This is a genomic window from Schumannella sp. 10F1B-5-1 (assembly GCF_006517535.1).
Classification (GTDB): Bacteria; Actinomycetota; Actinomycetes; order Actinomycetales; family Microbacteriaceae; genus Schumannella.
The window spans coordinates 144,783-167,741 of the sequence record NZ_VHQH01000001.1; the positions used below are offsets into that span (position 1 = coordinate 144,783).

The 22,959-nt window shown below is 70.0% G+C and carries 18 protein-coding genes; 5 read left to right on the forward strand and 13 right to left on the reverse strand.

Annotated elements, in window-relative coordinates:
- Positions 1–3 precede the first annotated feature (3 nt).
- Positions 4–1,026 carry a Gfo/Idh/MocA family protein gene (locus FJ658_RS00745; protein WP_141143468.1) on the reverse strand — a complete coding sequence of 341 codons (1,023 nt, stop codon included), beginning with the start codon at positions 1,024–1,026 and terminating at the stop codon, positions 4–6.
- 227 nt (positions 1,027–1,253) lie between these two features.
- On the opposite strand from FJ658_RS00745, the gene FJ658_RS00750 reads away from it, so the two are divergent.
- Positions 1,254–2,012 (forward strand): GntR family transcriptional regulator, encoded by a 759-nt coding sequence (locus FJ658_RS00750; protein WP_141143469.1) that lies wholly within the window; start codon positions 1,254–1,256, stop codon positions 2,010–2,012.
- A gap of 83 nt (positions 2,013–2,095) precedes the next feature.
- On the opposite strand, the gene FJ658_RS00755 is transcribed toward FJ658_RS00750, so the two are convergent.
- From FJ658_RS00755 to FJ658_RS00775, 5 genes are all read right to left on the reverse strand, one after another.
- Positions 2,096–2,560, reverse strand: coding sequence for a VOC family protein (locus FJ658_RS00755; protein ID WP_141143470.1), 465 nt, complete (start codon positions 2,558–2,560; stop codon positions 2,096–2,098).
- Positions 2,561–2,564: 4 nt separating this feature from the next.
- The gene (locus tag FJ658_RS00760; protein WP_141143471.1) at positions 2,565–3,182 is read right to left on the reverse strand and encodes a hypothetical protein; all 618 of its coding nucleotides are present in this window, start codon (positions 3,180–3,182) and stop codon (positions 2,565–2,567) included.
- A gap of 247 nt (positions 3,183–3,429) precedes the next feature.
- Entirely contained in the window at positions 3,430–4,929 is a 1,500-nt protein-coding gene (locus FJ658_RS00765) for a CoA-acylating methylmalonate-semialdehyde dehydrogenase (RefSeq protein ID WP_141143472.1), read from the reverse strand.
- A 45-nt stretch (positions 4,930–4,974) separates the two neighbouring features.
- Positions 4,975–5,469 (reverse strand): gluconokinase, encoded by a 495-nt coding sequence (locus FJ658_RS00770; RefSeq protein WP_141143473.1) that lies wholly within the window; start codon positions 5,467–5,469, stop codon positions 4,975–4,977.
- On the reverse strand, positions 5,466–6,371 hold the full coding sequence (locus FJ658_RS00775; RefSeq protein ID WP_141143474.1) for a LysR family transcriptional regulator: 906 nt from the start codon (positions 6,369–6,371) through the stop codon (positions 5,466–5,468). The genes FJ658_RS00770 and FJ658_RS00775 overlap by 4 nt, the downstream gene beginning before the upstream one ends.
- Before the next feature lie 69 nt (positions 6,372–6,440).
- Between FJ658_RS00775 and FJ658_RS00780 the strand changes: the two genes are divergently transcribed.
- From FJ658_RS00780 to FJ658_RS00790, 3 genes are all read left to right on the forward strand, one after another.
- Positions 6,441–7,763, forward strand: a complete 1,323-nt coding sequence (locus FJ658_RS00780) for an MFS transporter (protein WP_255447479.1) — start codon at positions 6,441–6,443, stop codon at positions 7,761–7,763.
- Between the two features lie 309 nt (positions 7,764–8,072).
- On the forward strand, positions 8,073–10,112 hold the full coding sequence (locus FJ658_RS00785) for an MDR family MFS transporter (protein WP_141143476.1): 2,040 nt from the start codon (positions 8,073–8,075) through the stop codon (positions 10,110–10,112).
- A 5-nt stretch (positions 10,113–10,117) separates the two neighbouring features.
- Positions 10,118–10,741, forward strand: a complete 624-nt coding sequence (locus tag FJ658_RS00790; RefSeq protein ID WP_141143477.1) for a TetR/AcrR family transcriptional regulator — start codon at positions 10,118–10,120, stop codon at positions 10,739–10,741.
- A 14-nt stretch (positions 10,742–10,755) separates the two neighbouring features.
- Here FJ658_RS00790 and FJ658_RS00795 read toward each other — a convergent pair whose 3' ends face one another.
- The 5 genes from FJ658_RS00795 to FJ658_RS00815 all read right to left on the reverse strand — a co-directional run bounded on the left by FJ658_RS00795 (position 10,756) and on the right by FJ658_RS00815 (position 13,837).
- Positions 10,756–10,935, reverse strand: a complete 180-nt coding sequence (locus FJ658_RS00795) for a CsbD family protein (RefSeq protein WP_141143478.1) — start codon at positions 10,933–10,935, stop codon at positions 10,756–10,758.
- A gap of 109 nt (positions 10,936–11,044) precedes the next feature.
- Positions 11,045–11,470: a glyoxalase gene (locus FJ658_RS00800; RefSeq protein WP_141143479.1), complete on the reverse strand. Its 426-nt coding sequence runs from the start codon at positions 11,468–11,470 to the stop codon at positions 11,045–11,047.
- 86 nt (positions 11,471–11,556) lie between these two features.
- The gene (locus tag FJ658_RS00805; RefSeq protein ID WP_141143480.1) at positions 11,557–12,579 is read right to left on the reverse strand and encodes an NADPH:quinone reductase; all 1,023 of its coding nucleotides are present in this window, start codon (positions 12,577–12,579) and stop codon (positions 11,557–11,559) included.
- Between the two features lie 47 nt (positions 12,580–12,626).
- The gene (locus tag FJ658_RS00810) at positions 12,627–13,205 is read right to left on the reverse strand and encodes a putative immunity protein (RefSeq protein WP_141143481.1); all 579 of its coding nucleotides are present in this window, start codon (positions 13,203–13,205) and stop codon (positions 12,627–12,629) included.
- Entirely contained in the window at positions 13,202–13,837 is a 636-nt protein-coding gene (locus FJ658_RS00815; RefSeq protein WP_141143482.1) for a dihydrofolate reductase family protein, read from the reverse strand. Before FJ658_RS00815 ends, FJ658_RS00810 begins: the two co-directional genes overlap by 4 nt.
- A gap of 140 nt (positions 13,838–13,977) precedes the next feature.
- On the opposite strand from FJ658_RS00815, the gene FJ658_RS00820 reads away from it, so the two are divergent.
- On the forward strand, positions 13,978–16,098 hold the full coding sequence (locus tag FJ658_RS00820) for a hypothetical protein (RefSeq protein WP_141143483.1): 2,121 nt from the start codon (positions 13,978–13,980) through the stop codon (positions 16,096–16,098).
- Positions 16,099–16,488: 390 nt separating this feature from the next.
- Here the strand turns inward: FJ658_RS00820 and FJ658_RS00825 are convergent, their stop codons facing one another.
- Together FJ658_RS00825 and FJ658_RS00830 are read right to left on the reverse strand one after the other, a co-directional pair.
- Positions 16,489–16,743: a hypothetical protein gene (locus tag FJ658_RS00825; RefSeq protein ID WP_141143484.1), complete on the reverse strand. Its 255-nt coding sequence runs from the start codon at positions 16,741–16,743 to the stop codon at positions 16,489–16,491.
- Entirely contained in the window at positions 16,740–22,211 is a 5,472-nt protein-coding gene (locus FJ658_RS00830) for an RHS repeat-associated core domain-containing protein (RefSeq protein ID WP_181408268.1), read from the reverse strand. The genes FJ658_RS00825 and FJ658_RS00830 overlap by 4 nt, the downstream gene beginning before the upstream one ends.
- Between the last annotated feature and the right edge of the window lie 748 nt (positions 22,212–22,959).

Genomic DNA, 22,959 nt, shown 5'->3' on the forward strand with positions numbered 1-22,959 from the left:
CGGTCAGAGCGCGACCGCGCCGCCGCCCCAGCCGGCGCGGATCGCGTCGAGCAGGCGCAGCGTCTGCTCGGTGGCGAGCTGATCCGGCTCGGCGGCCGCGGCATCCCCGCCCCCGACGAGGGCGACGAAGCGCTCGACTTCGCCGGTGAGCGCGTGCTGCGGGCCGTCGATCGGCAGCTCGTGCACGACCTCGTCGCCGCCGGCGGGCTGCAGCGTGAGCACGCGCGGGCTGGCGATGTGGTCGATGACGAGCGTTCCGCGCTCGCCGCGGATCTCGCTGAACTGCGACGACGTCGTGATCTTCGAGTAGCTGAGGTCGGCGTCGAAGTCGTCGTAGCTCGCGATGGCGACGCCGGCGCCGTCGACGCCGGGGCTGTCATCGCGCACGGCGACCTGCACATGCGAGGAGCGCACCTCGCGCGGCAGCCCGAACAGCGCGATGAGCGGATGCGCCGTGTAGCAGCCGAGGTCGAACAGCACGCCGCCGGCCAGCTCGGGGTCGAACATGTTCACGCGCTCGCCGGCGAGCACCTTGTCGTAGCGGCTCGACAGCGACTCGTAGCGGAACGAGACGCGCCGCACGGTGCCGAGCTGCGGCAGCAGCTCGCGCACGGCCTGGAGTCCGGGGTCGTAGGCGGTGCGGATGCCCTCGATCATGACCACGCCGGCCGCGCGGGCGGCGGCCGCGAGCTCGCGCCACTCGGCGGCGGTCGTGACGGCGGGCTTCTCGACCAGGATGTGCACGCCCGCGCGGATCGCCGCGCGCACCTGCTCGGCGTGCACGCTGTTGGGGCTGGCGATGTAGACGGCGTCGATGTCGCCCGAGTGCAGCAGCGCATCCAGGTCGCCGGCGGCCTGCGGGGCCGCGGCATCGGGCGCGAGCTCGGCGATCTCGGCGGCGAACGCGGCCGCGCGCTCGAGGTCGCGCGAGAACACGTGCGTGACCTGGATGCCGGCGACCCCCGCGACGTCGCGGGAGAGCGTGCGGGTGATCGAGCTGGTGCCGATCGTGGCGAGACGGATCATGCGAGACCTCCTGGATGCGCGGAGGGCGCCTGCGGAGTCGCGGCACCGCAGCGAGACTACGCCCGGGCCGGAGGCGACCCGCACGGCGCGGGAGCGGGACGTCCCACCAGAAGACATCATCACCGGCACGCGTCGCTCGGCCGGTCGAGCGCCGACACGACCGCCTGCGACCGGAGCCGGGTGATAATGTCCTCACAAATCCACACCCCGCGGAAGGTGGCCGCTGCATGGACGCAGAGCCGACCCTCCCCGCGTCGCTCTTCCTCGACGTGGACCGCTCCGGTCCCGTGCCCCTCTACTTCCAGGTCGCCAGCCGCATCGAGCAGGCGATCTCCGATGGAACCGTGGCCGCGGGCTCCCGCATCGACAACGAGATCGCGCTCGCGACGCGCCTCGGCCTGTCCCGTCCCACGATCCGCCGCGCGATCCAGGAGCTGGTCGACAAGGGCCTGCTCGTGCGCCGCCGCGGCATCGGCACGCAGGTCGTGCACGGCGGCGTGACGCGCACGGTCGAGGTCAGCAGTCTGTTCGAAGACCTCGCGGCCTCGTCGCGGCATCCGCGCACCGATCTGCTGCTGCACGAGATCGTGCCCGCCGACGCCGCCACCGCCGAGCGCCTGGCGATCGCCGAGGGATCCGACGTGCTGCACGTGCGCCGCGTGCGCTTCGCCGACGACGTGCCGCTCGCGCTGCTCGAGAACTACCTGCCGGCCGACTTCGCCGACATCACGGCCGAGCAGCTGCGCGAGCACGGGATGTACCAGCTGCTGCGCGGCCGCGGCGTCGCGATGCGAGTGGCCCGGCAGCGCATCGGCGCCCGCTCGGCGACCGGCGAGGAGTCGAAGCTGCTCGAGCTCGAGAAGAACTCGGCCGTGCTGACGATGGACCGCACCGCCTACGACGACAACGCCCGCGTGGTCGAGTTCGGCCACCACTCGTACCGGCCCGACCTCTACTCCTTCGAGGTGACACTGGTCGACCGGTAGGTCGACGGCGACGGCACTGTGACCGGTAGGTCGACGGCGACGGCGCTGTGACCGCCAGGTCGACGGCGACAGCACTGTGACCGTCAGGTCGACTCCCGCTCGCCCAGCGACTCCTGGAACCGCACGAGGTAACCGTCGGGGTCGGTGACGAGGAACTGCCGCACGCCGGCCTCGCGCCGCGCGCCGACGCGGTACCAGCGCGTCTCGGGTTCGAGGAACAGTGGATGCCCGACCTCCGCCATCCGCCGCAGGATCGGGTCGAGCGTCGGCACCGAGATCTGCAGGTTGATGCCGCGGCCGAAGGGATGCACGGCCTCGGCCGTGATCCAGTCGCGCCCGATGCCGCGCTGGTCGAGCATGACGTGCGCGGAGCCGAGCGCGAGGTAGGCGAAGCCCTCCTCGGGCCGGTCGTAGACGACGGCGAAGCCGCACAGCTCGCGCCAGAACGCGAGGCTCGCGGCGAGATCGGTGACGGTGAGCTCGGGCACGAGCGTCGGCTCGGGCGGCGCGCTCCGGTCGGAAGCCGGCTCGGAGGTCGGGTCGGTCATCCGGTCACTCGGGCGTCGCGGTGCTCTCGGGCGCGGCGCCGCCCTCGAGCAGCGGCCCCAGGTCGCGCGCGAGGAACTCGGCCAGGCGCTCGGCCCTGCGCTCCTCGTCGTCGTCGCGCTGCTCGATCGTCGTGAGCGCCTCGGCGCGACGCTCGAACGACGTCGCGATCTCGGCCCAGGCATCCGCTCGGGCGCGTTCGACGAGCTCGTCGAGGTGCTCGGGGTCGTCGGCGAGCTCGCGCAGGCGCGCGACGAGCACGGGTCGCACGCGCTCCGATGCCGCGTCGATCGCCTCACCGCGACCCGCGCCGTCGCCGACGTAGCGCGGCTTCGGCTTGCCCGCGGCCTGGGCCACGGCATCGCGCACCCGCTCCATCGCGGCCACCTCGCGGTCGGCCGCCGCGCGCAGCTCGTCGGCCGCGTGCGCGGCGAGCGAGGCGCGGTCGAGGTCGAGCCGATCGCGCAGCGCGCTGAGGATCACCGCGTTCTTGACCGACATGCGCACGGCCGTCTCGGTGATGAGCACGCCTTCGTCGACGACGCGCTCGAGGGGCGCGATCTCGGTCGGCGTCGGCTCGTAGCGGCCGACGTCGACGCGACGGCGACGGCGGAACAGACCCACAGCCTCATTCTCGCGCAGGGCGCGCGGTCCGGCGCGCCGCCGCGCACGCGCACCGCCGGGGCGATCTCCGCCGACGGCGGTACGTCCGTCGGCCCCGAGCAGACCTCATCCTCATCGGGCGCGAACCGTCTCACGGAGTTGCTGTCGCTGCTGAGGCTGGTGTTGCTCATTCGCCCTGTGAGTTGCAGCGACTCCTTGAGATGGTCCGGTCAGTTCGGGGATCTTCCGTCAGTTCGGGGATCTTCGGTCAGTTCTGGGGGAAGCCGAGGTTGATGCCGCCGTGGCTCGGATCGAGCCAGCGGGAGGTGATGGCCTTCTCCTGGGTGAAGAAGTCGAACCCGGCGGGGCCGTAGGCCTTGTTCGCGCCGAACAGCGAGTCCTTCCAACCGCCGAAGCTGTAGTACGCGACGGGGACGGGGATGGGCACGTTGATGCCGATCATGCCGACCTGGATCTCGGTCTGGAAGCGGCGGGCGGCGCCTCCGTCGTTGGTGAAGATCGCGGTGCCGTTACCGAACTGGCCCGAGTTGATCAGCTCGACGCCCTGCTCGTACGACTCGACGCGCACGACGCTGAGGACGGGTCCGAAGATCTCCTCCGTGTATGCACGGGAGGTCGTGGGCACGTTGTCGAGCAGGGTCGGTCCGAGCCAGAACCCGTCGGCCTCGCCGTCGACCTCGATGCCGCGGCCGTCGACGACGACCGTCGCGCCATCCGCGGCGGCGATGTCGATGTAGCTGGCGACCTTGTCGCGGTGCGCCTCGGTCACCAGCGGGCCCATGTCGGGCTCGCGGCGGCCGTCGCCGATGCGCAGCGTCGCGATGCGCTCCTCGATCTTGCCGATCAGCTCATCCGCGACCGGCTCGACCGCGAGCAGCACCGACACGGCCATGCAGCGCTCACCGGCCGAGCCGAAGCCCGCGTTGATCGCGCTGTCGGCGACCAGGTCGAGGTCCGCATCCGGCAGCACCAGCATGTGGTTCTTCGCCCCACCCAGGGCCTGAACGCGCTTGCCGTTCTTCGCGGCGGTTTCATAGATGTACTGCGCGATCGGCGTCGAGCCGACGAACGAGATCGAGCGCACCTCCGGAGCGTTCAGCAGGCCGTCGACGGCGAGCTTGTCACCCTGGAGGACGTTGAACACGCCATCAGGCAGGCCGGCCTCCTTCCACAGCTCGGCCATCCAGATCGCCGCGGACGGGTCCTTCTCGCTCGGCTTCAGCACGACCGTGTTGCCCGCCGCGATCGCGATCGGGAAGAACCACAGCGGCACCATCGCCGGGAAGTTGAACGGGCTGATGATCCCGACCACGCCGAGCGGCTGCTTGATCGAGTACACGTCGACACCGGTCGACACGTTCGAGCTGTAGCCGCCCTTGATCAGGTGCGGGAACCCCGTCGCCAGATCCACGACCTCGAGACCGCGCGCGACCTCGCCCGCCGCATCCGACACGACCTTGCCGTGCTCCGACGTGATGATCTCGGCCAGCTCGCGGCTGCGCGCGTTCAGCAGCTCGCGGAACCTGAACACGATCGCCTGGCGCTTCGCCAGCGACAGGTCGCGCCAGGCCGGGAACGCGGCCGAGGCGGCGACGATCGCCGCATCGATCTCCGACCGGTCGGCCAGCGCGACCGACTTGGTCTGCTTGCCGAGCGCGGGGTCGTAGACCGGGGCCGTGCGGCCCGAGTTCGAGTCGACGGTCGCGCCGCCGATCCAGTGCTGGACGATGGGGAGGTTCTCAGGCATGGCTTCCTCGATGTCGGTGTCCGTGATCCTAGATCGGCCCGAAGCTCACCGGAGCCTGAGCAGCGCCTCGCGCACGATCTCCTCCACCGGCACCGACACGTCGATCACGATCGCCCGCTCGTCGGGCTGCGGCGGCTCGAACACCGCCAGCTGCGAGTCGAGCAGCGCCGCGGGCATGAAGTGCCCCTGCCGCCCGCCGATGCGCTGCGCCAGAAGATCGCGCGTGCCCTGCAGCGACAGGAACAGCGTCGACGGCGCGAGCTGCCGCAGCCGGTCGCGATAGACGCGGCGCAGCGCCGAGCACGCCACGACGATCCCATCGGGCACGGCGCCGTGCGCGAGCGTCGCGCCCACCGCATCCAGCCACGGCGCGCGGTCGGCGTCGTCGAGCGGGATGCCGGCCGCCATCTTGGCGATGTTCGCGGGCGGATGCAGCGCATCTCCGTCGACGAAGGCCACCCCGAGCGCGGCGGCGAGCCCCGCGCCCACCGTGCTCTTGCCCGAGCCGCTCACGCCCATGACGACGATCGGATCGGTCATGCGCCCAGTCTCCACCGGTAGCGCGCGACCGCCTGCAGCGACTGCACGAGATCGTCGGTCGCCGCGCTCGCGTCGACCGCGGTGACGGCGCCGATCACGCGACGAGCCGCCGGATGCGCGATCGGCACCTCGACCGCGTCGTCGTCGCCGGGCGAGCCCGCGGGCAGGATCGTCACGCCCGCGCCGGCCGCCGCCAGACCGCGCGCGATGCGGTAGTCGTCGACCTCGAACGCTCCCGTCGCGGCGCGCTCGCCCGCGATGCGCCGGATCGAGTCGTGCAGTCCGAAGCCGCGGCCGAGGGCGATCAGCTCCTCCCCCGCGAAATCCTCGGGGCGCGCCGGGCGGCCGAGAGCGGCGAGCGGATGCGCGCGCGCGACCACGAGGAACAGCGGCTCGCTGTAGAGCGCCTCGGTGCGCAGACCCGGCTCGTGCAGCGGATCGGCCACGACGGCGACGTCGACCGAACCCGAGCGCACCGCATCCAGGCAGCCCGTGCGCGCGCCGTGCACGAGCCGGAACCGAACGCCCGGGCGACGCTGACGGTGCCGGGCGAGCGCCCGCGGCAGGAAGCTCTCGCCGAGAGCGGTCTGGTAGGCGACGGCGACGAGCGCATCGGCCGGCTCGGCGGCGGTGCGGGCCGCGGCGAGGCCGTCGTGCAGCGTCTCGAGCGCATCCGCCCCGGCATCGGCGAGCGCCCGACCCGCCTCGGTGAGCTCGACGCCGCGGCCGGCGCGGGCGGTGAGCGGCGTTCCGACGCGCTCGGCCAGGCGGGCGATCGCCCGGCTCGCCGAGGGCTGCGGGATGCCGAGCTCGTCGGCGGCGCCGGTCACGGTTCCGGTGCGGGCCAGCTCGACGAGCACCTGCACGTCGCCGAGCAGGGTGCGCACCTCGCGAGCATCCATGCGCTCATCGTATGGTTCGCGCACCGATTCGCATTAGTCATGCGCCGAGCGCGTGGCTACCGTGGCGACGTGACTCTCGGATCGGCGACCGGCTCCCTGCCCTTGGGCGGCGCCGGCGACTCCGCAGCGGGGTCGCCCTCCGCCGGCCAGTCCCCCGCCGAGCGTCGCCGCTACCGGCGCATGATGCTCGCCCTGCTCGCCGCCGGCATCGCGACCTTCGCCGAGCTGTACGCCGTGCAGGGCGTGCTGCCCGAGCTGGCACGATCGCTGAGCGTCACCCCAGCGGATGCCGCGCTCACCGTCTCGGCCGCGACGACGGGTCTCGCAGTCGGCGTGCTCGGCTGGGCCTCCATCGCCGACCGCATCGGCCGCCTGCGCTCGATGCGCATCGCCGTGCTCGCCGCCGTGATCCTCGGCGGCGTCGCGTGCCTCGTGCCCGACCTCGGCACGCTCGTCGCGCTCCGCTTCCTCAGCGGCGCCGTGCTCGGCGCCGTTCCCGTGCTCGCGGTCGCCTACGTGCACGAGAACCTCACGGCCCGGCGCGCGGCCGCGGCGGCGGCCGTCTACATCTCGGGCACGACGATCGGCGGCGCCGCAGGCCGTCTGCTCGCCGGCCCGCTGGGCGAGCCGCTCGGCTGGCGCGGGGCCCTGCTGGTCGTGGGCGCCGTGAGCCTCGCGGCCGCGCTGGTCTTCATCCTGCTCGCGCCGACCTCGCCGGCCGTGCCGCCGGTCACCCGACCGCTGACGGCCGAGCCCGTCGCGGCCGAAGCGGCCGCCGCATCCACCCCCTCGACCGTGACCGGGCGGCTCACCCAGCGGCAGCGCATCCACCGGGCCCTGCGCGCGCCGCTGCTGCGGCTCGACCTGCAGGCGCTGCTGCTCACCGGATGCTTCGTCGCCGTCTACAACTTCCTCGCCTTCCGGCTCGAGGCGGCCCCGTTCCACCTCGACCCGGGCTGGGTGTCGCTGCTGTTCCTGGCCTACGGCGCCGGCACGATCACCTCGCGCCTCGCCGGGCGCTGGCTGCCGCGCGTCGGCGCCGAGCGCGTCATCCTCGTCGGTCTCGCCGCGCTGCTGGCGGGGCTCGGGATCATGGCGATCGACAGCGTCCCGGTCATCGTGGCCGGACTCATCCTGTTCACCGGCGGGCAGTTCCTGGCGCACGCGGCGGCCGTCGCCGCCACCGGGCACCGCGCCACCCACGATCACCGCGCCCAGGCGAGCGCGCTCTACAACATCGCCTTCTACCTGGGATCGGGCGTCGGCGGATGGGCGCTCGGCCTCGTCTTCCAGCAGCTCGGCTGGGCCGCCATGTCGATCACGATCGGCATCGTGCTGGTCGCGCTGGCGATCTTCACCGCGACCGCCCTCCGCCGCCGCGCCTCCGCGTGACCGCCGCCTCCCCCGCCTGAAACCGCCCGCGAGCCGCCCGCGAGCGAGTCCGCGCCGCGAAGCAGAGCCGTCTCAAGGAGTTGCTGTGACTCCAGTGGCGCGTGAGCAACATCCGCCACTCCCGTGACAGCGACTCCTTGAGACGGTTCGGATCGAGTCGGCGACGAGTTGCGGATCTCGCGCGTCGGGAATAATCTTGCACCGTCTAAAAATTTGCAGTTCATGCAATTCGATGCCAGCGTCGGCGTCACGTCCACCATCCGGCCCGACGCCCACCCGTCGCGGCATCCGCACTCACGAAGGATCCCCATGTCATCGGCCACCTCCTCGGTCGCCTCCGCACCCGCCGGCACCGGCGCGACCACCGGCGACGGCGGATCGCCCCTGATGAGCCACCGCGAGATCATGTTCGTGATCTACGGCCTGCTCGCGGGCATGTTCCTCTCCTCGCTCGGCCAAACCGTGTTCGGCACCGCCATCCGCACGATCGGCGACGACCTGCACGGCCTCGACCAGCAGGCCTGGGTCACGACCGCCTACCTGATCACCAGCACGATCGCGACGCCGATCTACGGCAAGCTCAGCGACATCTTCGGCCGCCGCCCGCTGTTCATCTTCGGCATCAGCGTCTTCATCCTCGGCGCCCTGCTCTCGGCGTTCTCGACCTCGATGCTCATGCTCGCCGGCTTCCGCGCGATCCAGGGCATCGGCGCCGGCGCCCTCATGTCGCTGCCGCTCGCGATCCTCGGCGACATCCTCGCCCCGCGCGAGCGCGCCAAGTACCAGGGCTACTTCCTCGCCGTGTTCGGCGTCGCCTCGGTCATCGGGCCGCTGCTCGGCGGGCTCCTCGCCGGCAGCGACGAGATCCTCTTCATCACCGGCTGGCGCTGGGTGCTGCTGATCAACATCCCGATCGGCCTCATCGCCCTCGGCATGGTCATCCGCTTCCTGCACCTGCCGAAGGTGCACGACCGCGCCCACGGCCCGCGCATCGACTGGTGGGGCGCCGCCGCGATCATCGTCGGCCTGGTGCCGCTGCTGCTCGTCGCCGAGCAGGGCCGCACCTGGGGCTGGGGCTCCGTCGGCTCGATCGCCTGCTACGTGATCGGCGCGCTCGGTCTGGTGGCCTTCGTGATCATCGAGACCCGGATGGGCGACGACGCGATCCTGCCGATCAAGCTGTTCCGCTCGGGCACGTTCTCGATGGCCGCGCTGCTCGGCTTCCTCGTCGGCTTCGCCATGTTCGGCGCGATGCTGACCCTGCCGCTCTACCTGCAGATCGTCATCGGCCTCGACCCGACGGCCGCCGGCTTCGCGACGCTCCCGCTGGTGCTCGGACTCATGGTCGCCTCGATCGCGTCGGGCCAGATCATCTCCCGCGTCGGCAAGTACCGCGCCTTCCCGATCATCGGCACCGCGTTCACGGCGGTGGGCTACATCCTGCTGACGTCCATGACGATCGACCGCCCGCTGTGGTTCCTGCTGATCGCGATGTTCGTCATCGGCCTGGGCCTCGGCCAGCTGATGCAGACGCTGACCTTCGCCGCGCAGGGCTCGGTCGAGCCGCGCGACATGGGCGTGGCGACGAGCTCGGCGACGTTCTTCCGCCAGATCGGCGGCACGCTCGGCGTGGCCGTGCTGCTGTCGGTGCTGTTCTCGGCGCTGCCGACGAACATCGCCAGCTCGATGGGCGACGAGAAGCAGCTGACCACGTCGCTCGGCGCGGCTCTCGACCCCGCCGTCGCGGGCGCGAAGCAGAACGCCGGCGTCATGAAGCAGATCTGGACGCCGATCGTCTCCCCGGTGAAGCAGCAGGTGCAGGAGGGCCTCGACCAGGCCACCCAGCAGGTGCTCGCAAGCGTGCCCGCCGCGGCCGCGCAGCCCGCCCTCGAGGCGGCCGCGACGAAGGCGCACGCCTCGGTCATCGACGGCGAGCTCGCCGTCGACTGGGCCGATGACGACCAGCGCGCCTACTGGGTCGACCAGCTCGCGCCGAAGCTCGCCGACAAGATCGCGGATGCCGACTCGTCGAGCGACTCCTCGTCGAGCTCGAGCGACACCTCGTTCCTCAACGGCGCCGACCCGCGCCTGACCCGCCCGTTCCTCAGCGGCTTCAACGACTCCGCCGTGATCGTGTTCTGGGTCGGCTTCGGCGTGATCGTGCTGGCCTTCCTGCTCACCTGGTTCTTCAAGGTGCCGCCGCTGCGTCAGCGCTCGGCGCTGCAGGAGCGCGCCGACCGTCACCGCGAGGCGACCGAGGAGCTGGAGCAGGAGGCCGTGCTGGCCGCCAACGAGTCGGGGTCGCTGGTCGCCCCGATGACCGGTTCGATCGACGTCGTGCGGCGGTGATCCGGATGCGCGGCGAGGCCTCTACAGCCACCGGCCCTCTCACGGGGTCGCTCGACCTGACGGGCGAGGAGGTCTCGCTGCGCGAACGCAAGAAGCAGCGCACCTGGCTCGCGATCCACGAGTCGGCGCGCTCGCTCATCCTCGAGCGCGGTGTCGACGGCGTCACGATCGAGGAGATCTGCGAGCAGGCCGAGGTCTCGCCGCGCACCTTCTTCAACTACTTCGCCTCGAAGGCCGAGGCCGCGCTCGGCGTGCGCGAGCCGTCGATGCCGGCCGCCGCGCTCGAGCGCTTCGCCGCCCGACACGGCGAGCCGGGCGCGGTCGGCGACGTCTGCGATCTGCTGGCGTCGATGATCGACCTGCCGCCCGATCCGCTGCGCACGAAGGAGCTCGCGCGCCGACGCCCCGAGATCGCTCCGGCCATCCACCACTGGATGTCGCTGCTGCGCACCGCGATCAGCGACGCGGCCATCGAGCGGCTGGGCGAGCGCGACGGCCGCCTCGCGGTCGCGCTCGTGTTCGCGGGGCTCTTCGAGTCGATGCACGACGCCGCGGCGACCTCGACCGATGATCTCGCCGTGCGGCTGCGCGAGCGCGTCGCGGCGATGGTCGCGATCGCGCAGGCGTAGCGCGGCGGCACCGGTCAGTTCTTGCCGGTGAGCTTGTCCTTCACGTCGGAGACGACCTTCTTGGCGCCGGCCGACGCCTGATCGACCTGGCCCTCCGCCTTCAGCCGGTCGTTGCCGGTCGCCGCGCCCACGGCCTCCTTGGCCTGCCCGCCGATCTTCTGGGCGGTGTTCTTGATGTCGTCGCTCAGGGCCATGATGTGTCCTCTCATCGGCACGCCCCGGTCGGGCGCTCTCGCCGATGAGACGGCCCCCGCGGCCGATTCGTCACGCGCCGGCGCCTGGCAGATCCCTGATAGCGCAGAGTCAGCCCTCCGCGTCGTCGTGGAACGACGGCAGGTACGAGAGCCCGACCAGGATCCCCTCCGGGCTCAGCAGTCGCGCCGTCGACTGACCCCACGGCTCGACCTTCGACCCGACCAGGATGCGCTGCCCCTTGTCCGCGAGCTCGGCGGCGCCGGAGGCGACCTCCTCCGGCGATCCCAGCTCGAACTCGATCCACGACTGCGGCACCGGGAGGTCGTCGGGCCACTCGGTCGAGCCGAAGGTCGCCTCCGCTGCCTGAGACAAGGGCCACAGCCCGAAGACCTTGGCGCCGTCGAGCGCACGCGCGTGGAGGTAGTCGGGCGCGATCTCGTCGAACTCGAGCCCGAGGGTGTCGCCCCAGAACCGTCGAGTCGCCACGGGGTCGGGGCCGATCGGGCCGTACCCGGCGATGAACTGGATCTCCATGCCGGCGACGCTAGCGCGAGGGTCCGACCTCGACCAGGGGCGGGGTCGGCGGGCTCAGACCTCGGGCGGCTCAGACCTGGGCCGACTCAGACCTCGGCGACGTCGATCAGCACCTTGCCGACGATCCCGCCCTCGACCGCGTCGTGCGCGGCGGCGGTGTCGTCGAGGGCGAAGCGGGTCAGGGGCAGGCCGGTCGCGTCGCCGACCTCGAGGGCTCCGGCGGCGGCCGCGGCAGTGACATCCTCGACCCCGGCGCGCAGCGCCTCGTCGCCGACCGTGTAGAGCAGCACGAACTGCAGGCGCGCGTTGAGGCCCATCCAGTCGCGGATCGGCATCACGATGTCGGCGCCGCTGTTCGCGTAGATCGCGACCGAGCCGCGCGTCGACACGACCTTCGCGATCAGCCCGACGTTGCGGATGAAGTCGACGTCGACCACGATGTCGACCCCGTCGGGCGCGAGCTCGCGGATCGCCGCCGCCGGATCGCCCTGCGTGTAGTCGACCGCGTGGTGCGCGCCCGCCGCCGTGGCCAGAGCGCCTTTCGCGTCGCTCGAGATCGTCGTGATGACGGTCGCGCCGGCCCAGCGGGCGAGCTGGATGGCGGCGTGGCCGACTGCGCCGGCACCACCGGTGACGAGCACGGTGCGCCCGTCGAGCGCGCCCGGCGCGAGCCGCAGCGGTCCGTCTTCGTGCACGGTCAGCGCCCGGTGAGCCGTCATCGCCGGCACTCCGAGGCTCGCGCCCACGTCGAAGCTCACCCCGTCGGGCAGCTTCGCGGCCTTCCACGCCTCGACGACGGCGAACTCCTGCGCGGTGCCGTCGGGCGACTCGTGCTGGGCCAGGAACAGCCACACGCGATCGCCCGCCGCGAGCCCCGTCACGCCGTCGCCGACCTCATCGACCACGCCCGCGCCATCCTGGTTCGGGATGATCGGCTCCGCCAGCTCGGCCGGCCCCGTCTGCGCGGCCCGGCGCTTCCAGTCGGTCGGGTTGACCCCGCTGACCGCGATGCGCACGCGCACCTGACCGGGCCCGGCGTGCGGCTCGTCGCGCTCGACGAGCTGGAGGACGGACGAGTCGCCGGTGCGGGAGTACTGGATCGAGCGCATGCTCCGACGGTAGTCAGGGCAGTGGATGCGGCGCTGGGTCGAGCGGGTCAGCCGCGCACGCCCGCCTGGATCGCGCGGATCGTCGCGGCCAGGTCGCCGCGGGCGAGCAGGCCCGGGCCGAGCGGACCGCTGTCCGGCTCGCCGACGAGCGGGAGGGCCGCGAGTGCGGCGCGAGCCTCGGGCGTGAGCCGGTCGAGCTGCCACGCGACCTCGGCGGCGGCCACCGCATCCGGGTCGGGGAGCGCTCCCGCGCCCGCGCTGGCGCCCGCCGGCGCACTCGACGTCGCCGCGAGTCGTGCCGCCCGCACCGCGTACGCGGCGGCGCCGAGCGCGTGCGCCGCGAGGTGCGGCACCCCCGCGAGCTGCCCCGCGGCCCGCGCCGCCGCCACGGCAGCCGGCGCGCTCACCGCCGACGCCGCGCGCCCCGCGTGGAACCGCCGTCGGATCTCCTCGGCCGTGTCGAGGCCGCCGCCCGAGTACGCCCGAGCGCGATCGACCGCGTCCCGGGGCCGGGCATCGTCCGGCGACTCCGACTCGAACAGCGGCAGCACGCGCTCGACGCAGTCCGCCGCCCAGCCCGCGAGCACACGCCGCTCGGCCTCCGAGAGCGTCTGCGGCGAGGTCATGCCGCCGAGCGGTACGTGTTCAGCACGACCCCGCCCGGCAACGGCTCGCTGCTCACCAGGCTCAGATCCCGCGCGAGGGATGCGGCGGCCAGGTCCGCGGCCGGGTTGGCGCTCGGGCCGCTCGCGGCGGCACCCCGACGCCCGAACAGCGGGATGCCGTCGCCGAGCACGAGCGGGTTCACCTTGACCTGCACCTCGTCGATCAGCGGCATCAGCTGGGCGGCCAGATCGCCGCCGCCGGCGAGCCAGATGTCGCGGCCGGGCTCGGCCTTCAACTCCGCGACGCGCGCGAGGATGGACGCGCTGTCGCCGGCGACCGTCTCGACGCCATCGGCCGGGTCGAGCGCGCGATGCGTGGCGACCACCTGCCGCAGGTGCGGATACGCACCGCCGATGAGTCCCGCATCCAGGCCGGGCGCGAAGGTGCCGCTGCCCATGATCACGGTGTCGAAGCGGCGCGGCTCGGCGGTGATTCCCAGGGCGGCGCGCACGTGCGTCGGGCACGTCTCCGGGTACCGCTCGAACAGCACGGCGAGCGTCGCCGGGTCGACCGGGAAGCGCGAGAAGTCGCCCGTCGGGTCGGCGATGAGCCCGTCGATGGATGCGGCGATGAAGTAGACGAGGTCGCGCACGGGGGTCCTCCGGTCGTCGGCGATCGGTATCAGGGTTCGGCTCTACGGTAGCCATCCGCCCTGATTCGACCGCAGATGGCCCGACCGCGCCCCCGATCGGGGAATGGCCGGCCGAACGGTCGTGACAGAGACTCAGACTCGTGAGCCATCATCTCCTCGACCATGAGGCCATCCGCTCGATCCTGCAGACGGCGCAGCTGCTCGACGAGCACGGCCCCGCGCTCACCTGGGCGATCGACGACCTCGGCACGATCAAGAGGTTCCGGTTCTCGCCTGAGACGGCGCCGGTGATCGGGCAGGCGCTGGTCGACGAGAACGAGAAGTTCTTCGAGGCGTACTACGGCGAGCGCCCCGAAGCGCGCTACGAGCATCGACTCCCGCAGGACACCGGGCGCACCGTCGCAGCCATCAGCGAAGACCTCGACGACTGGGTGCGCGAATCGCTGAGCCCGGACGACATCGAAGAGCATCACGGCATGATCGTCGAGCTGCAGTTCATGGCAGCGGTGCGGCGTCGCCTGCCGTCGCTGCAGCAGGACCTCCCGATCGCGGAGGCCATCGCGGCGTCGCCAGTGGCCCCGGTTCCACCGAACCGGAAGACCGAGAACAAGCGCGCGAAGAAGCCGGCCGCGGCCGCCGAGTCGGCCGCGCCGCGCGATCCCGCCTATCTGGCCGAAGGGATCGCGCGATTCCCCCTTCGTGTCACTCGCGAGGTCGACACGTCGGGATGGCTGCGGCGCCGACTCGGCGACCTCGACTTCGCGGTGCCGCCCGACTGGCAGGCGCGCATCTCGGGCGCCGACCGCATCCGCGACCAGCAGATCTTCGAGGTGAAGGGGCGCGTACCCGACGGCGCACCCGTCGACTGGGACACCTGGCCCGAGTTCTCACGCTACTTGCGCGGCGTCGACTTCCTGCGCGGCAAACCGCTCATCACCCGCGGCCAGATCGCCGACGGCGGCAGCTTCCACCGGCTGGAGGTGCCGGGCGTGGACTTCGCCGTGTTGCACCTCGGCCCGCACTTCACACCGAAGCCGGAGTGGCCTGCCGGATATCAGCGTGCGTGGGTGTGGCTGGCGACGCTCACCGGAGAGCTCTACGCGGTGTGGGTGCGATACCCGCTGAACCCCGGCGACGATCCGGATGACGACGACGTGCTCAACGGCATCCTCGGTTCGCTGCGGCTCGGGCCGCCGATCGAGCGGACGGCGCCCCTCGACGACCCCGCGGCTCTTCCGGCCGCGGGCGCGGCGTCGACGCCGTCGCGCGACTGGCTGCCGGACGCCCCGACTCGGGTAGCCCGGACGAAGGGAGCCCGCCCTTCGGGTCCAGTGGCATGGATGCTGCTGGAATCGAGCGTTCCGCCGGTCTGGGTCTGGCATCCCGACGACGGCTTCCTCCGCCTCGCCGACCTCGAGCGCGACCGGGAAGCGGGCCCGCCCTGGAACTTCGTGGCCTCCGAGCCGCTGTCACGCGACGGGCGACGGGTCCTGCACGAGGAACACGATGCCTACCCCGACTTCACCCACCGCGAGATCTCCGACGACCTCGTGACCGGCGAGCGCCACGCTCGCGTGCTCCCGCGCGAGGGGATCTATACCTACACGTCGCCTTCGGGCGTCATCGTGCGCGTCGACAGCACGTCTGATCCCGGCGACAACGGCCGCCGGGTGACCGTGATCGCCGACGGACGCAGCACGGAGGTCACGCTCTCCGGCTGGGTCTCCGTCGGCGGCCGCGCGGTTCAGTTCTCGCCCGATGGCCGCACCGCAGCGTTCTCGATCACATCGCGCCCCCACGAGTACCCCGAGTTGTGCGTGATCGACCTCGAGACCGCCGCCGTGCTGGAGCGCTACCCATCGGCGGGTGCCGCCAGCACTGACCCGTGGAGCCCTGACGGGACCCGATTACTGGTGCGGCCGACCCGATGGATCATCGATCAGGTGCCCGATCTGCTGGATCGTCGCAGCGGCCGCCGTGTCTCGCTGGCGCCGCTGTTCTCGACCCGCACGGAGACGCGCGAGATCCACGTCGCGGGCTGGATCGACGACGGCATGCTGCTCGCCGCCGAGCTGCGCGAGCGACGCCTCATCCTGCTCGCCACCGACCTGGCGACCGGCGAGCACCATGAGCTGCTCGACCTGCCATATCCGGCGGGCCGCAGCTACGGCTTCCGCGAGCTGGTGCTCGCCTCGGATCTCGTCCGCGCCGACCCGAGCGTGCTCGTGAAGCGCACCGGGGGTCGCCCGCGGCGGCGCTGACCTCGACCGTCGCCCGCCCCGCCCCGCCCGAATCCGGGTCTAGGGTGACCGCATGCCCGCCCGATGAGGGCGACTAACAGCCCCGCGACAAGCAGACTGCGGTTGTCCGGGCTCACGACACCACCTTCCAGAGCATTCGCATGCCAGCTCGGAGCCCACCAGGAACATCGTGGCGGAGGGCGGGGGATTCGAACTATCGCGGCACCCCCGCAGCACCGGGCCTCGATAAGAACCTACATAGTAAATTCAGCCTACGCATCGGTTGGTGATCATTTGCTAGCAGGCCCCGGGCCCTGGAGTTGTGGGCAGAATGTGGGCAGAGACGCCGCTCGCGCCGCCCTGGGACGACCGCGGGGCTTCTGACGAGGCATTGGGGTGGCCAAGTAACATCTACAGCTCGTCAAGTCGCCGCAAGGCCACGTTGATGGCCTCGTGCAGCTCCTCAAGCCCGATATACGGTGCCCTGCCTCCAGGCTCATAGAGGGCTAGCGCATCAATGAGACCCTCGACCCGTTCGAATGTGGTGTTGTCGCTCTCCCAATAGGCGGCGACGAGAGCGTCTTCGAGCGCCTTGGCGGCAGCCATGGAGTCGTCGCCATTGAGCATTGCTTTCGCAGCAGCAATTACAGCCAAGGGGACGGTCATCGGACCACCATGACACTGGCAATGTGTGGCGGCAACGTCGTGGCGTTCACGGCCACCCATTCCCGTCCCTGGTAGACGCGAATGCTCGCACGGATCTCGCCGTCCTTTGGACGATCCGCGATGTATCGGATCCGAGTCGGGGAGTCGAGGATCTCGTCTACTCGCGAGAGATTGGTCGCCGGCCGGCCGGCCGCACCACTAACGATCCGATCGGCTGCATGCGCGCTCACGGATCTGCCGCCCGGAGTGACCGCGAAACCTGAGCCCCCTTGGGATAGCAGCTGGCGAGATGCGAACTCGGGCGAATATGGCACGACATCAGTACCACCACCTCGGGATAACGTTGTCCGCGCCGCGGACGAGAGCCCGGACCGCGCGGTGATTGCCGCGTTCCGCACTCCGGAGGCCGCTGTGGTGACGGTTCGCTTGGCCGCGGCGACGACGGTCTTCGCGACAGCCTTGACCCCTACCTTTGCCGCCATCCGCAGGCCAGCGGCTGCGAGTCCGACACCCGGGATGGCGATCATCGCGACCGAGACGACCGTCGAGGCGATCTGCCCAGCAGTGAACGCTCCCTGGTGGTCCGCAACGAAGCAGTCGTATCCGGGGACGACGGCGCCGAGGATGATCGAGGAGAGCCCACCCGTGGTGTCGTCGAGGAATCCGGCGCCGAACGCGAGTGCGTTCTGGCCGAAGTCGTTCCAAAAGTCGAGCCCGGTGTGGTCGGTGTTCTGCAACGGATTGTTGCTGGCGTAGGCGTACGGCTGATGGGTGGTGTCCACCGCGGGGTCGACACGGAGAAACTGCATGGTGGCGGGGTCGTAGTCCCGTGCGCGGAGGTAGATCAGCCCGGTGACCGCGTCCGTCCAATTGCCAGTGAACCCGAAAGCGGATGCCACGCCCGATGTCCCGGTCCGGTTGCCATGGTCGTCGAAGCTTGCCGCGCCGACCGCGGCGCCGGCCTCGTCGGTGATGGTGCGCACGCTTCCGAGGGCGTCAGCGTGGAGATACTCGGTTTCCCCCGTTGCTCTATCGACTTGCGCGAGGGGTGTGACGCCTGTGCCGTAGATGTACCAATGGTCGCCATCGTCGAGCAGCAGCGGGAGACCCGCTGCGGTGTCCCACAAGAAGTGTTCAGTCGCGCCGGATTCCGTTCGAGTCTGGCGGAGTCCGTCGCCATCGCTGGCGTAGTCGACGGCACCCGAGGACGTGGTGAAGTGGTCGAGGGAGCCGGACTGGCTCCAGCCGTAGGTCGCGGTGGCTGGAGTTCCAGTGCCAGTCTGAGCTTGTGCGATGCGGGCGCCATTCGCGTCGTAGGAGAACTCGGTGACGCCCCCCGTGTTCGATTGGGTCAACTGGAGGAGTTGCTCGGCGGAGCCGTAGTTCAGGGTAGAGCCGTCGCTTGCCGCGGTGATTGATCCCGCCGCGGTGGTCTGCAACATGTTGGCGCCGCCATTGCCGGAGAGTTGGCCTCGGCCGTCGTAGGTGTACGGCGTCGCGGCGCCGGCGGTGAGAGGGTCGGATCGCGTTGCGGAGGACAGCTGACCCGCGTCGTCGTACGTGTACCCGTAGGACGCGAGGGTGGCTGTGGTGGTGGAGCTGGTGATGGTGAGCGGTTGGCCGGCGAGGTCGTAGCTGGTGGTGTCCGCGACGCCGTTGGGGCGGGCTTGTGCTGTGCTCAGCCCGTCGAGGTTGCGGGTGATCTGAGTCGTGTGGTCGTTCCAGTCGGTGACCGTGGTCATCTGACCGGCGAGGTCGTAGCCGTAGGTCACGGTCTTCGATCCCGGGTAGGTGAGAGACGTCCGGCGGCTCGCGGCGTCGTACCCGTAGCTGATCGTGTCGCCGCTACCGTCAGTGACTGCCGATGTCCGGCCGACCGTGTCGTAGGCGTACGTCGTCGTGCCCGTGCGATCGGTCATGCTCGAGCGAGCTCCGTCAGCGTCGTAGGTATACGAGACGTCGGACGCGGTGCCCGCATAGTCGAGAGCGGTCAGTTGCCCGGTGGGATCGTACGCGTACGAAACTGTCGTCGAATCAGGGCGAGTGAGCTGATGAATCCGTGCGGCACTGTCGTAGGTGACGGTCGACGTGCGCCCGCCGGGCTCGGTCTTGCCCGTCAACATGCCCGATGGGTCGTAGCTGTAGGTGGTGACCCTGCCGTCGGCATTGGTGTAGCTGGCAACTTGACCGAGCAACGTGTAGGTCCACTGCTCCGCACTCCCACCAGGGGCGGTCACCGCGGTCACTTCGTCGTCGACGGAATAGGTCGTCGTCGTGGTTCGGCCCAGCGGATCCGTTGCGCTGATCTGCCTGCCTGCTGCGTCATACGCGAAGGTGGTGACTTTGCCGAGCGGGTCGGTGCTTGTGAGTTGCTCGCCAGCAGCGTCATAGGTAGCACCAGTGGTGGCGCCCGATGGGCTCGTGGTGCCCAGGATGGCGTCGGCCGCGTCGAAGGTGCGCGTGCTCACTCTGCCGAGCGGATCCGTGCTGAAAATCCCGCGGCCAAGTACGTCGTAGCCGTAGGTCGCTGTGCGGCCGAGCGGGTCGCTGGTCGCCGCGATCTGACCGGCGGCGTTGTACGAATACGTCGTGGTCCCTGCGGCGTCTGTGCTACTGAGACGCTGCCCTGCAGCATCGTAAGTGAACGTGGTCTGGCGACCGGACGGTGTCGTCACCGTGGCGAGGTTGCCAGCGGCGTCGTAGGTATTCGTGGTCGTGTGGGCGTTCGCGTCGGTGCTAGTGACGATGCGCCCGGCGGGGTCGAAGGTCTGTGTCGATGTACTCGCATCCGGAGCCGTCCGGGTGATGGGACGGCCCGCGGCGTCGTAGACGCTACATGAGGTGCGGTCGCTGGGGTCGGTGACGCATTTCACCTGCCCTGCAGGTGTGTACGTGAATCGGGTGACGCCGCCGCCGGCGTCAATAGACTCACGGACGGTGCCATCGTCGTTGTGGGTCCATGTCAGCTCTCGCCCACCGGGCGTAGTCGACTTTATCAGCGCGGAGTTTGTGCCGTACTCGTAGCTGGTGACGTGCCCGAGCGGATCGGTGACGGTAAGCGTGTTGCCTTCGGAGTCGAAGGTGCGTGTCGTTGTACGGCCGAGGGGATCCGTGCTCGTGAGCTCGTTGCCGCCGACGTCGTAGGTCGAACTCGTCTTCCGTCCGAGGGGGTCGGTGGCCGCGAGAAGATTGCCCGAGTCGTCGTAGGTGAAGGTCGACGTGCGTTGGAGTGGGGTTCCGAATGCTTCAGTGATCGAGGCGATCACAGCGTTGCTGTATCGCTCGACAGTGAATGAGCCGTCTGGATGCCCTGTCGTCGTCGACGACGCAGCGTAGGCGAAACTGGTGCGTCGTCCGATCGGATCGATCTGGGACGTGACTCGGTCGGATCCGTCGTAGGCGTTGGTGGTCATCCCGCCGCCCGGGCGGGTCAGGGTGATCATCCGGTGCTGAGTGTCGTAGCCGTAGGCCCAGGTGCTGCCATCGACACCGGTGACGGTGGTGAGGTCGGACCCGCTGTAGACGTAGGTAACTGTTCGGCCTGCGGAGTCCTGGGCCTCGATGATCCGGCTTCCTGACCAGGTCAGATCGATGGTCCGGCCAGCGGAGCCCTCGATCGAGGTGGCCCGACCGCTGGGGTCGCGGTGGTAGGTGACGGTGTTGCCGGAGCGATCGCTATGTGAAGAGAGCGCTCCGGTTTCGTCGAAGCGGAAGATGTCGCGGTGGTTGCGGGTCAAGATCCAGGTGCCCGGGCCGGTTCGCTCGAGCTTCGCAATCGACCTCGGGCCCGCCGCGTACACGCCGCCTTCGAAGTTGAAGTAACTGGCGGATCCGTTCTCCTGGACCACCTTGACCAGCTGGGGCGGCGCGTTCGGCGTCGCTCCGGACTGGAGCACCTCGACGCGCGCATCGAGCACCGAAGCCCATCCGTGCCCGAAGGACCCCGCGCGGCCCGCCGAGCTGACCGTGTACGTGCGGGGCAGCGCGACCGCAGGTCCCGCGCCCGGGAGGTCCAGGTCGAGGGCTGGCAGGTAGAACTCGCCCGTCAGAGTGTTGACAGGATCCGCCTGGCTGCATTGGCACCCGCGCTCGGATGGATTCCCTCCACCAGCGAAAGTATCTGAGCGCACTGTCCGGACCGGAATTGAGGGGGATCCGAGGGTGCCGTAGGCGCTAGTTATTTCCGCGCGGACCGAGGTGATCGCGCTGCTGTCCACGATGGCGCGGAGGCTGACTGTCGTGGGGAACGCTGGCTCGGATCCGTTTGGAAAGAACTCGCGGGTCTCGAGATACCCGACCGTGGTTTCGCCCCCATCCGCGGTCTTGCCGATCACGCGGAGGTTGCAGCCAAAGAGGAACGCATTTCGACAGACGGCGTCGGGCAGGTTGTAGAAGCTTGCGCTGACGTCCGTTTCGACTAGGGTGCGAGTGCCGTCGGAGGTGGCGGATACGGCTGTGACTGCGACTTTCGGAATTGGATAGAGGTCTTCGATTGCGTAGCCGGGTGAGCTCAGTTCGCGCCCCGGAGAGCGGACCAGGCCAGTGATGGAAGTCACGTGGATCGACGGCACTATGCCGTGGAACGAGAACGTCTGAGGGTACTGGGGGGCACCGTTCGTCGGGATCGGGGACGAAGCGATAGCAAGTTGCGTGCCGTCGTCGCGCTGAGCAACGACGGCGACCTCACACTGGGTCGTCTGCTCGCAGACAGCGCCGGGGTCTCGATAGCCCGAGTACTCCATCGTGCCTTGAACGTCGACGTAGCCCTGATCGGTGCGAACTGCAGAGATGCCAGCCAATGACACAGCGGGGCTGACGTAAGGATCCTGAACCGAATACGTCGCGGACTCGAGCGTTGTACCTGCTCCTTGCACTCGAGCTACAAGCCCGACCACCTTGCGCGAGGCAGTCGTCCCGGTGAAGTGATGCTGACGAGGGTACGAGGGCGGCGTGGAGCGGATATCGTCGTGCCAGGCCAGGAACTTTTCTTCGCCATCGGCGAGGACCGCAGACAACGAGACACCGCAGCTCGACCCGTTCGCACACACGCTGCCCGGAAGCTGATGCCCGAAAATGGACACATCCGCTTCGAAGGTGAGATACCCCGTGATGGGATCACGGCTCAGGTGAGAGCCAGCTACCGACACGTTGCTGCCTGGCATCTCGTCTTCAACTGAGACCCAATCGCCGGCCTTGTTCGCACCCCAGGGCCCGTAGACGAGTGTCCGCACCGCGTCGATCTTTTCGACATCGACTGCGCCAGCGAAGCTGTGAGCGGTATTGCTGGCCTGCGGAGAGATCGCCCACTGATCGAGTTCGCGGACGGCGCCTCCCAGCGTTCTCCCCTCCAGGATCAGCGTGCACGTGCCGCCGTCGTAGCAGAACCCGTCGCCGTCAACCGTTCGATAGCCCGACGCGGCCGACGTCGCCTCAAATTCCAGATAGCCCGTCGTCGAGTTGCGTGCCACAACTGCCGCGCTGGTAGCTACGGTGGTCGCAGCCAGAGCAGGAGTGGCCCCCACGAGAGCCGGAATCGCAGCGACCGCGACGGCTGCCGCGATCGTTGGGAGGAATCGCATCCGCTTGGCACCTAACCGTAAGTGATTCAAAGTTAGATTCAAGTGGAAGGCCTGCCACATCCCTCTTTAGGGGGCCGAGGATGAACCTCTACCTCGCCCACGATGCCTCCCCGGGAGTGGGAGCGATGCCCCCGGTACATCAGGGCGCTGCTGTCGCCGAACGTTTGGACAGTCCACACGCCCTTTCGCTGCCCCGCGAGGCGCCCACCGGGCTGGGCGCAGTCAGCGCGAACGACGAGGAGGCCCCACCGAGCAATAGTTCGGTCGAGGCGAAGTAGCTAGGCGGTGGCGGATCGTGCGAGCACGATTGTGAGCCGTGTGCGACTAACGCGCGGCCTTTCGGCGCCGGCAGCTCCGAGATTATCAGCGAGATACCCCCATGGAGATCACAGACGAAGCACCGTGATTCGCGCGAAATGTGTCCATTTCGCGTCCAGGCGAACGGCCAGGAGCCGAACTCGTGGGGCGGTCGACTGTGTTGCACGCTGGCATCAACTCCACACGCACATCTCGGCCGCAACGGACGAGCGCTACCCCGCGCGGGTGGACGCACGGATCGACGAGCGTCCACCGGTCTCGCTCCCCGGCGAGGTCCTGAAATTGGGCGCGGATGCGCTCATGACCTGTCCTCGGGCGA

Coding starts and splice junctions, on each gene's coding strand:
- FJ658_RS00750 (WP_141143469.1), top strand. CDS start 1,254: ATGGACGCAGAGCCGACCCTCCCCGCGTCGCTCTTCCTCGACGTGGAC.
- FJ658_RS00805 (WP_141143480.1), bottom strand. CDS start 12,579: ATGCGCTCGATCCAGTACTCCCGCACCGGCGACTCGTCCGTCCTCCAG.
- FJ658_RS00755 (WP_141143470.1), bottom strand. CDS start 2,560: ATGACCGACCCGACCTCCGAGCCGGCTTCCGACCGGAGCGCGCCGCCC.
- FJ658_RS00825 (WP_141143484.1), bottom strand. CDS start 16,743: ATGACCGTCCCCTTGGCTGTAATTGCTGCTGCGAAAGCAATGCTCAAT.
- FJ658_RS00790 (WP_141143477.1), top strand. CDS start 10,118: ATGCGCGGCGAGGCCTCTACAGCCACCGGCCCTCTCACGGGGTCGCTC.
- FJ658_RS00800 (WP_141143479.1), bottom strand. CDS start 11,470: ATGGAGATCCAGTTCATCGCCGGGTACGGCCCGATCGGCCCCGACCCC.
- FJ658_RS00785 (WP_141143476.1), top strand. CDS start 8,073: ATGTCATCGGCCACCTCCTCGGTCGCCTCCGCACCCGCCGGCACCGGC.
- FJ658_RS00810 (WP_141143481.1), bottom strand. CDS start 13,205: ATGACCTCGCCGCAGACGCTCTCGGAGGCCGAGCGGCGTGTGCTCGCG.
- FJ658_RS00765 (WP_141143472.1), bottom strand. CDS start 4,929: ATGCCTGAGAACCTCCCCATCGTCCAGCACTGGATCGGCGGCGCGACC.
- FJ658_RS00770 (WP_141143473.1), bottom strand. CDS start 5,469: ATGACCGATCCGATCGTCGTCATGGGCGTGAGCGGCTCGGGCAAGAGC.
- FJ658_RS00795 (WP_141143478.1), bottom strand. CDS start 10,935: ATGGCCCTGAGCGACGACATCAAGAACACCGCCCAGAAGATCGGCGGG.
- FJ658_RS00745 (WP_141143468.1), bottom strand. CDS start 1,026: ATGATCCGTCTCGCCACGATCGGCACCAGCTCGATCACCCGCACGCTC.
- FJ658_RS00775 (WP_141143474.1), bottom strand. CDS start 6,371: ATGGATGCTCGCGAGGTGCGCACCCTGCTCGGCGACGTGCAGGTGCTC.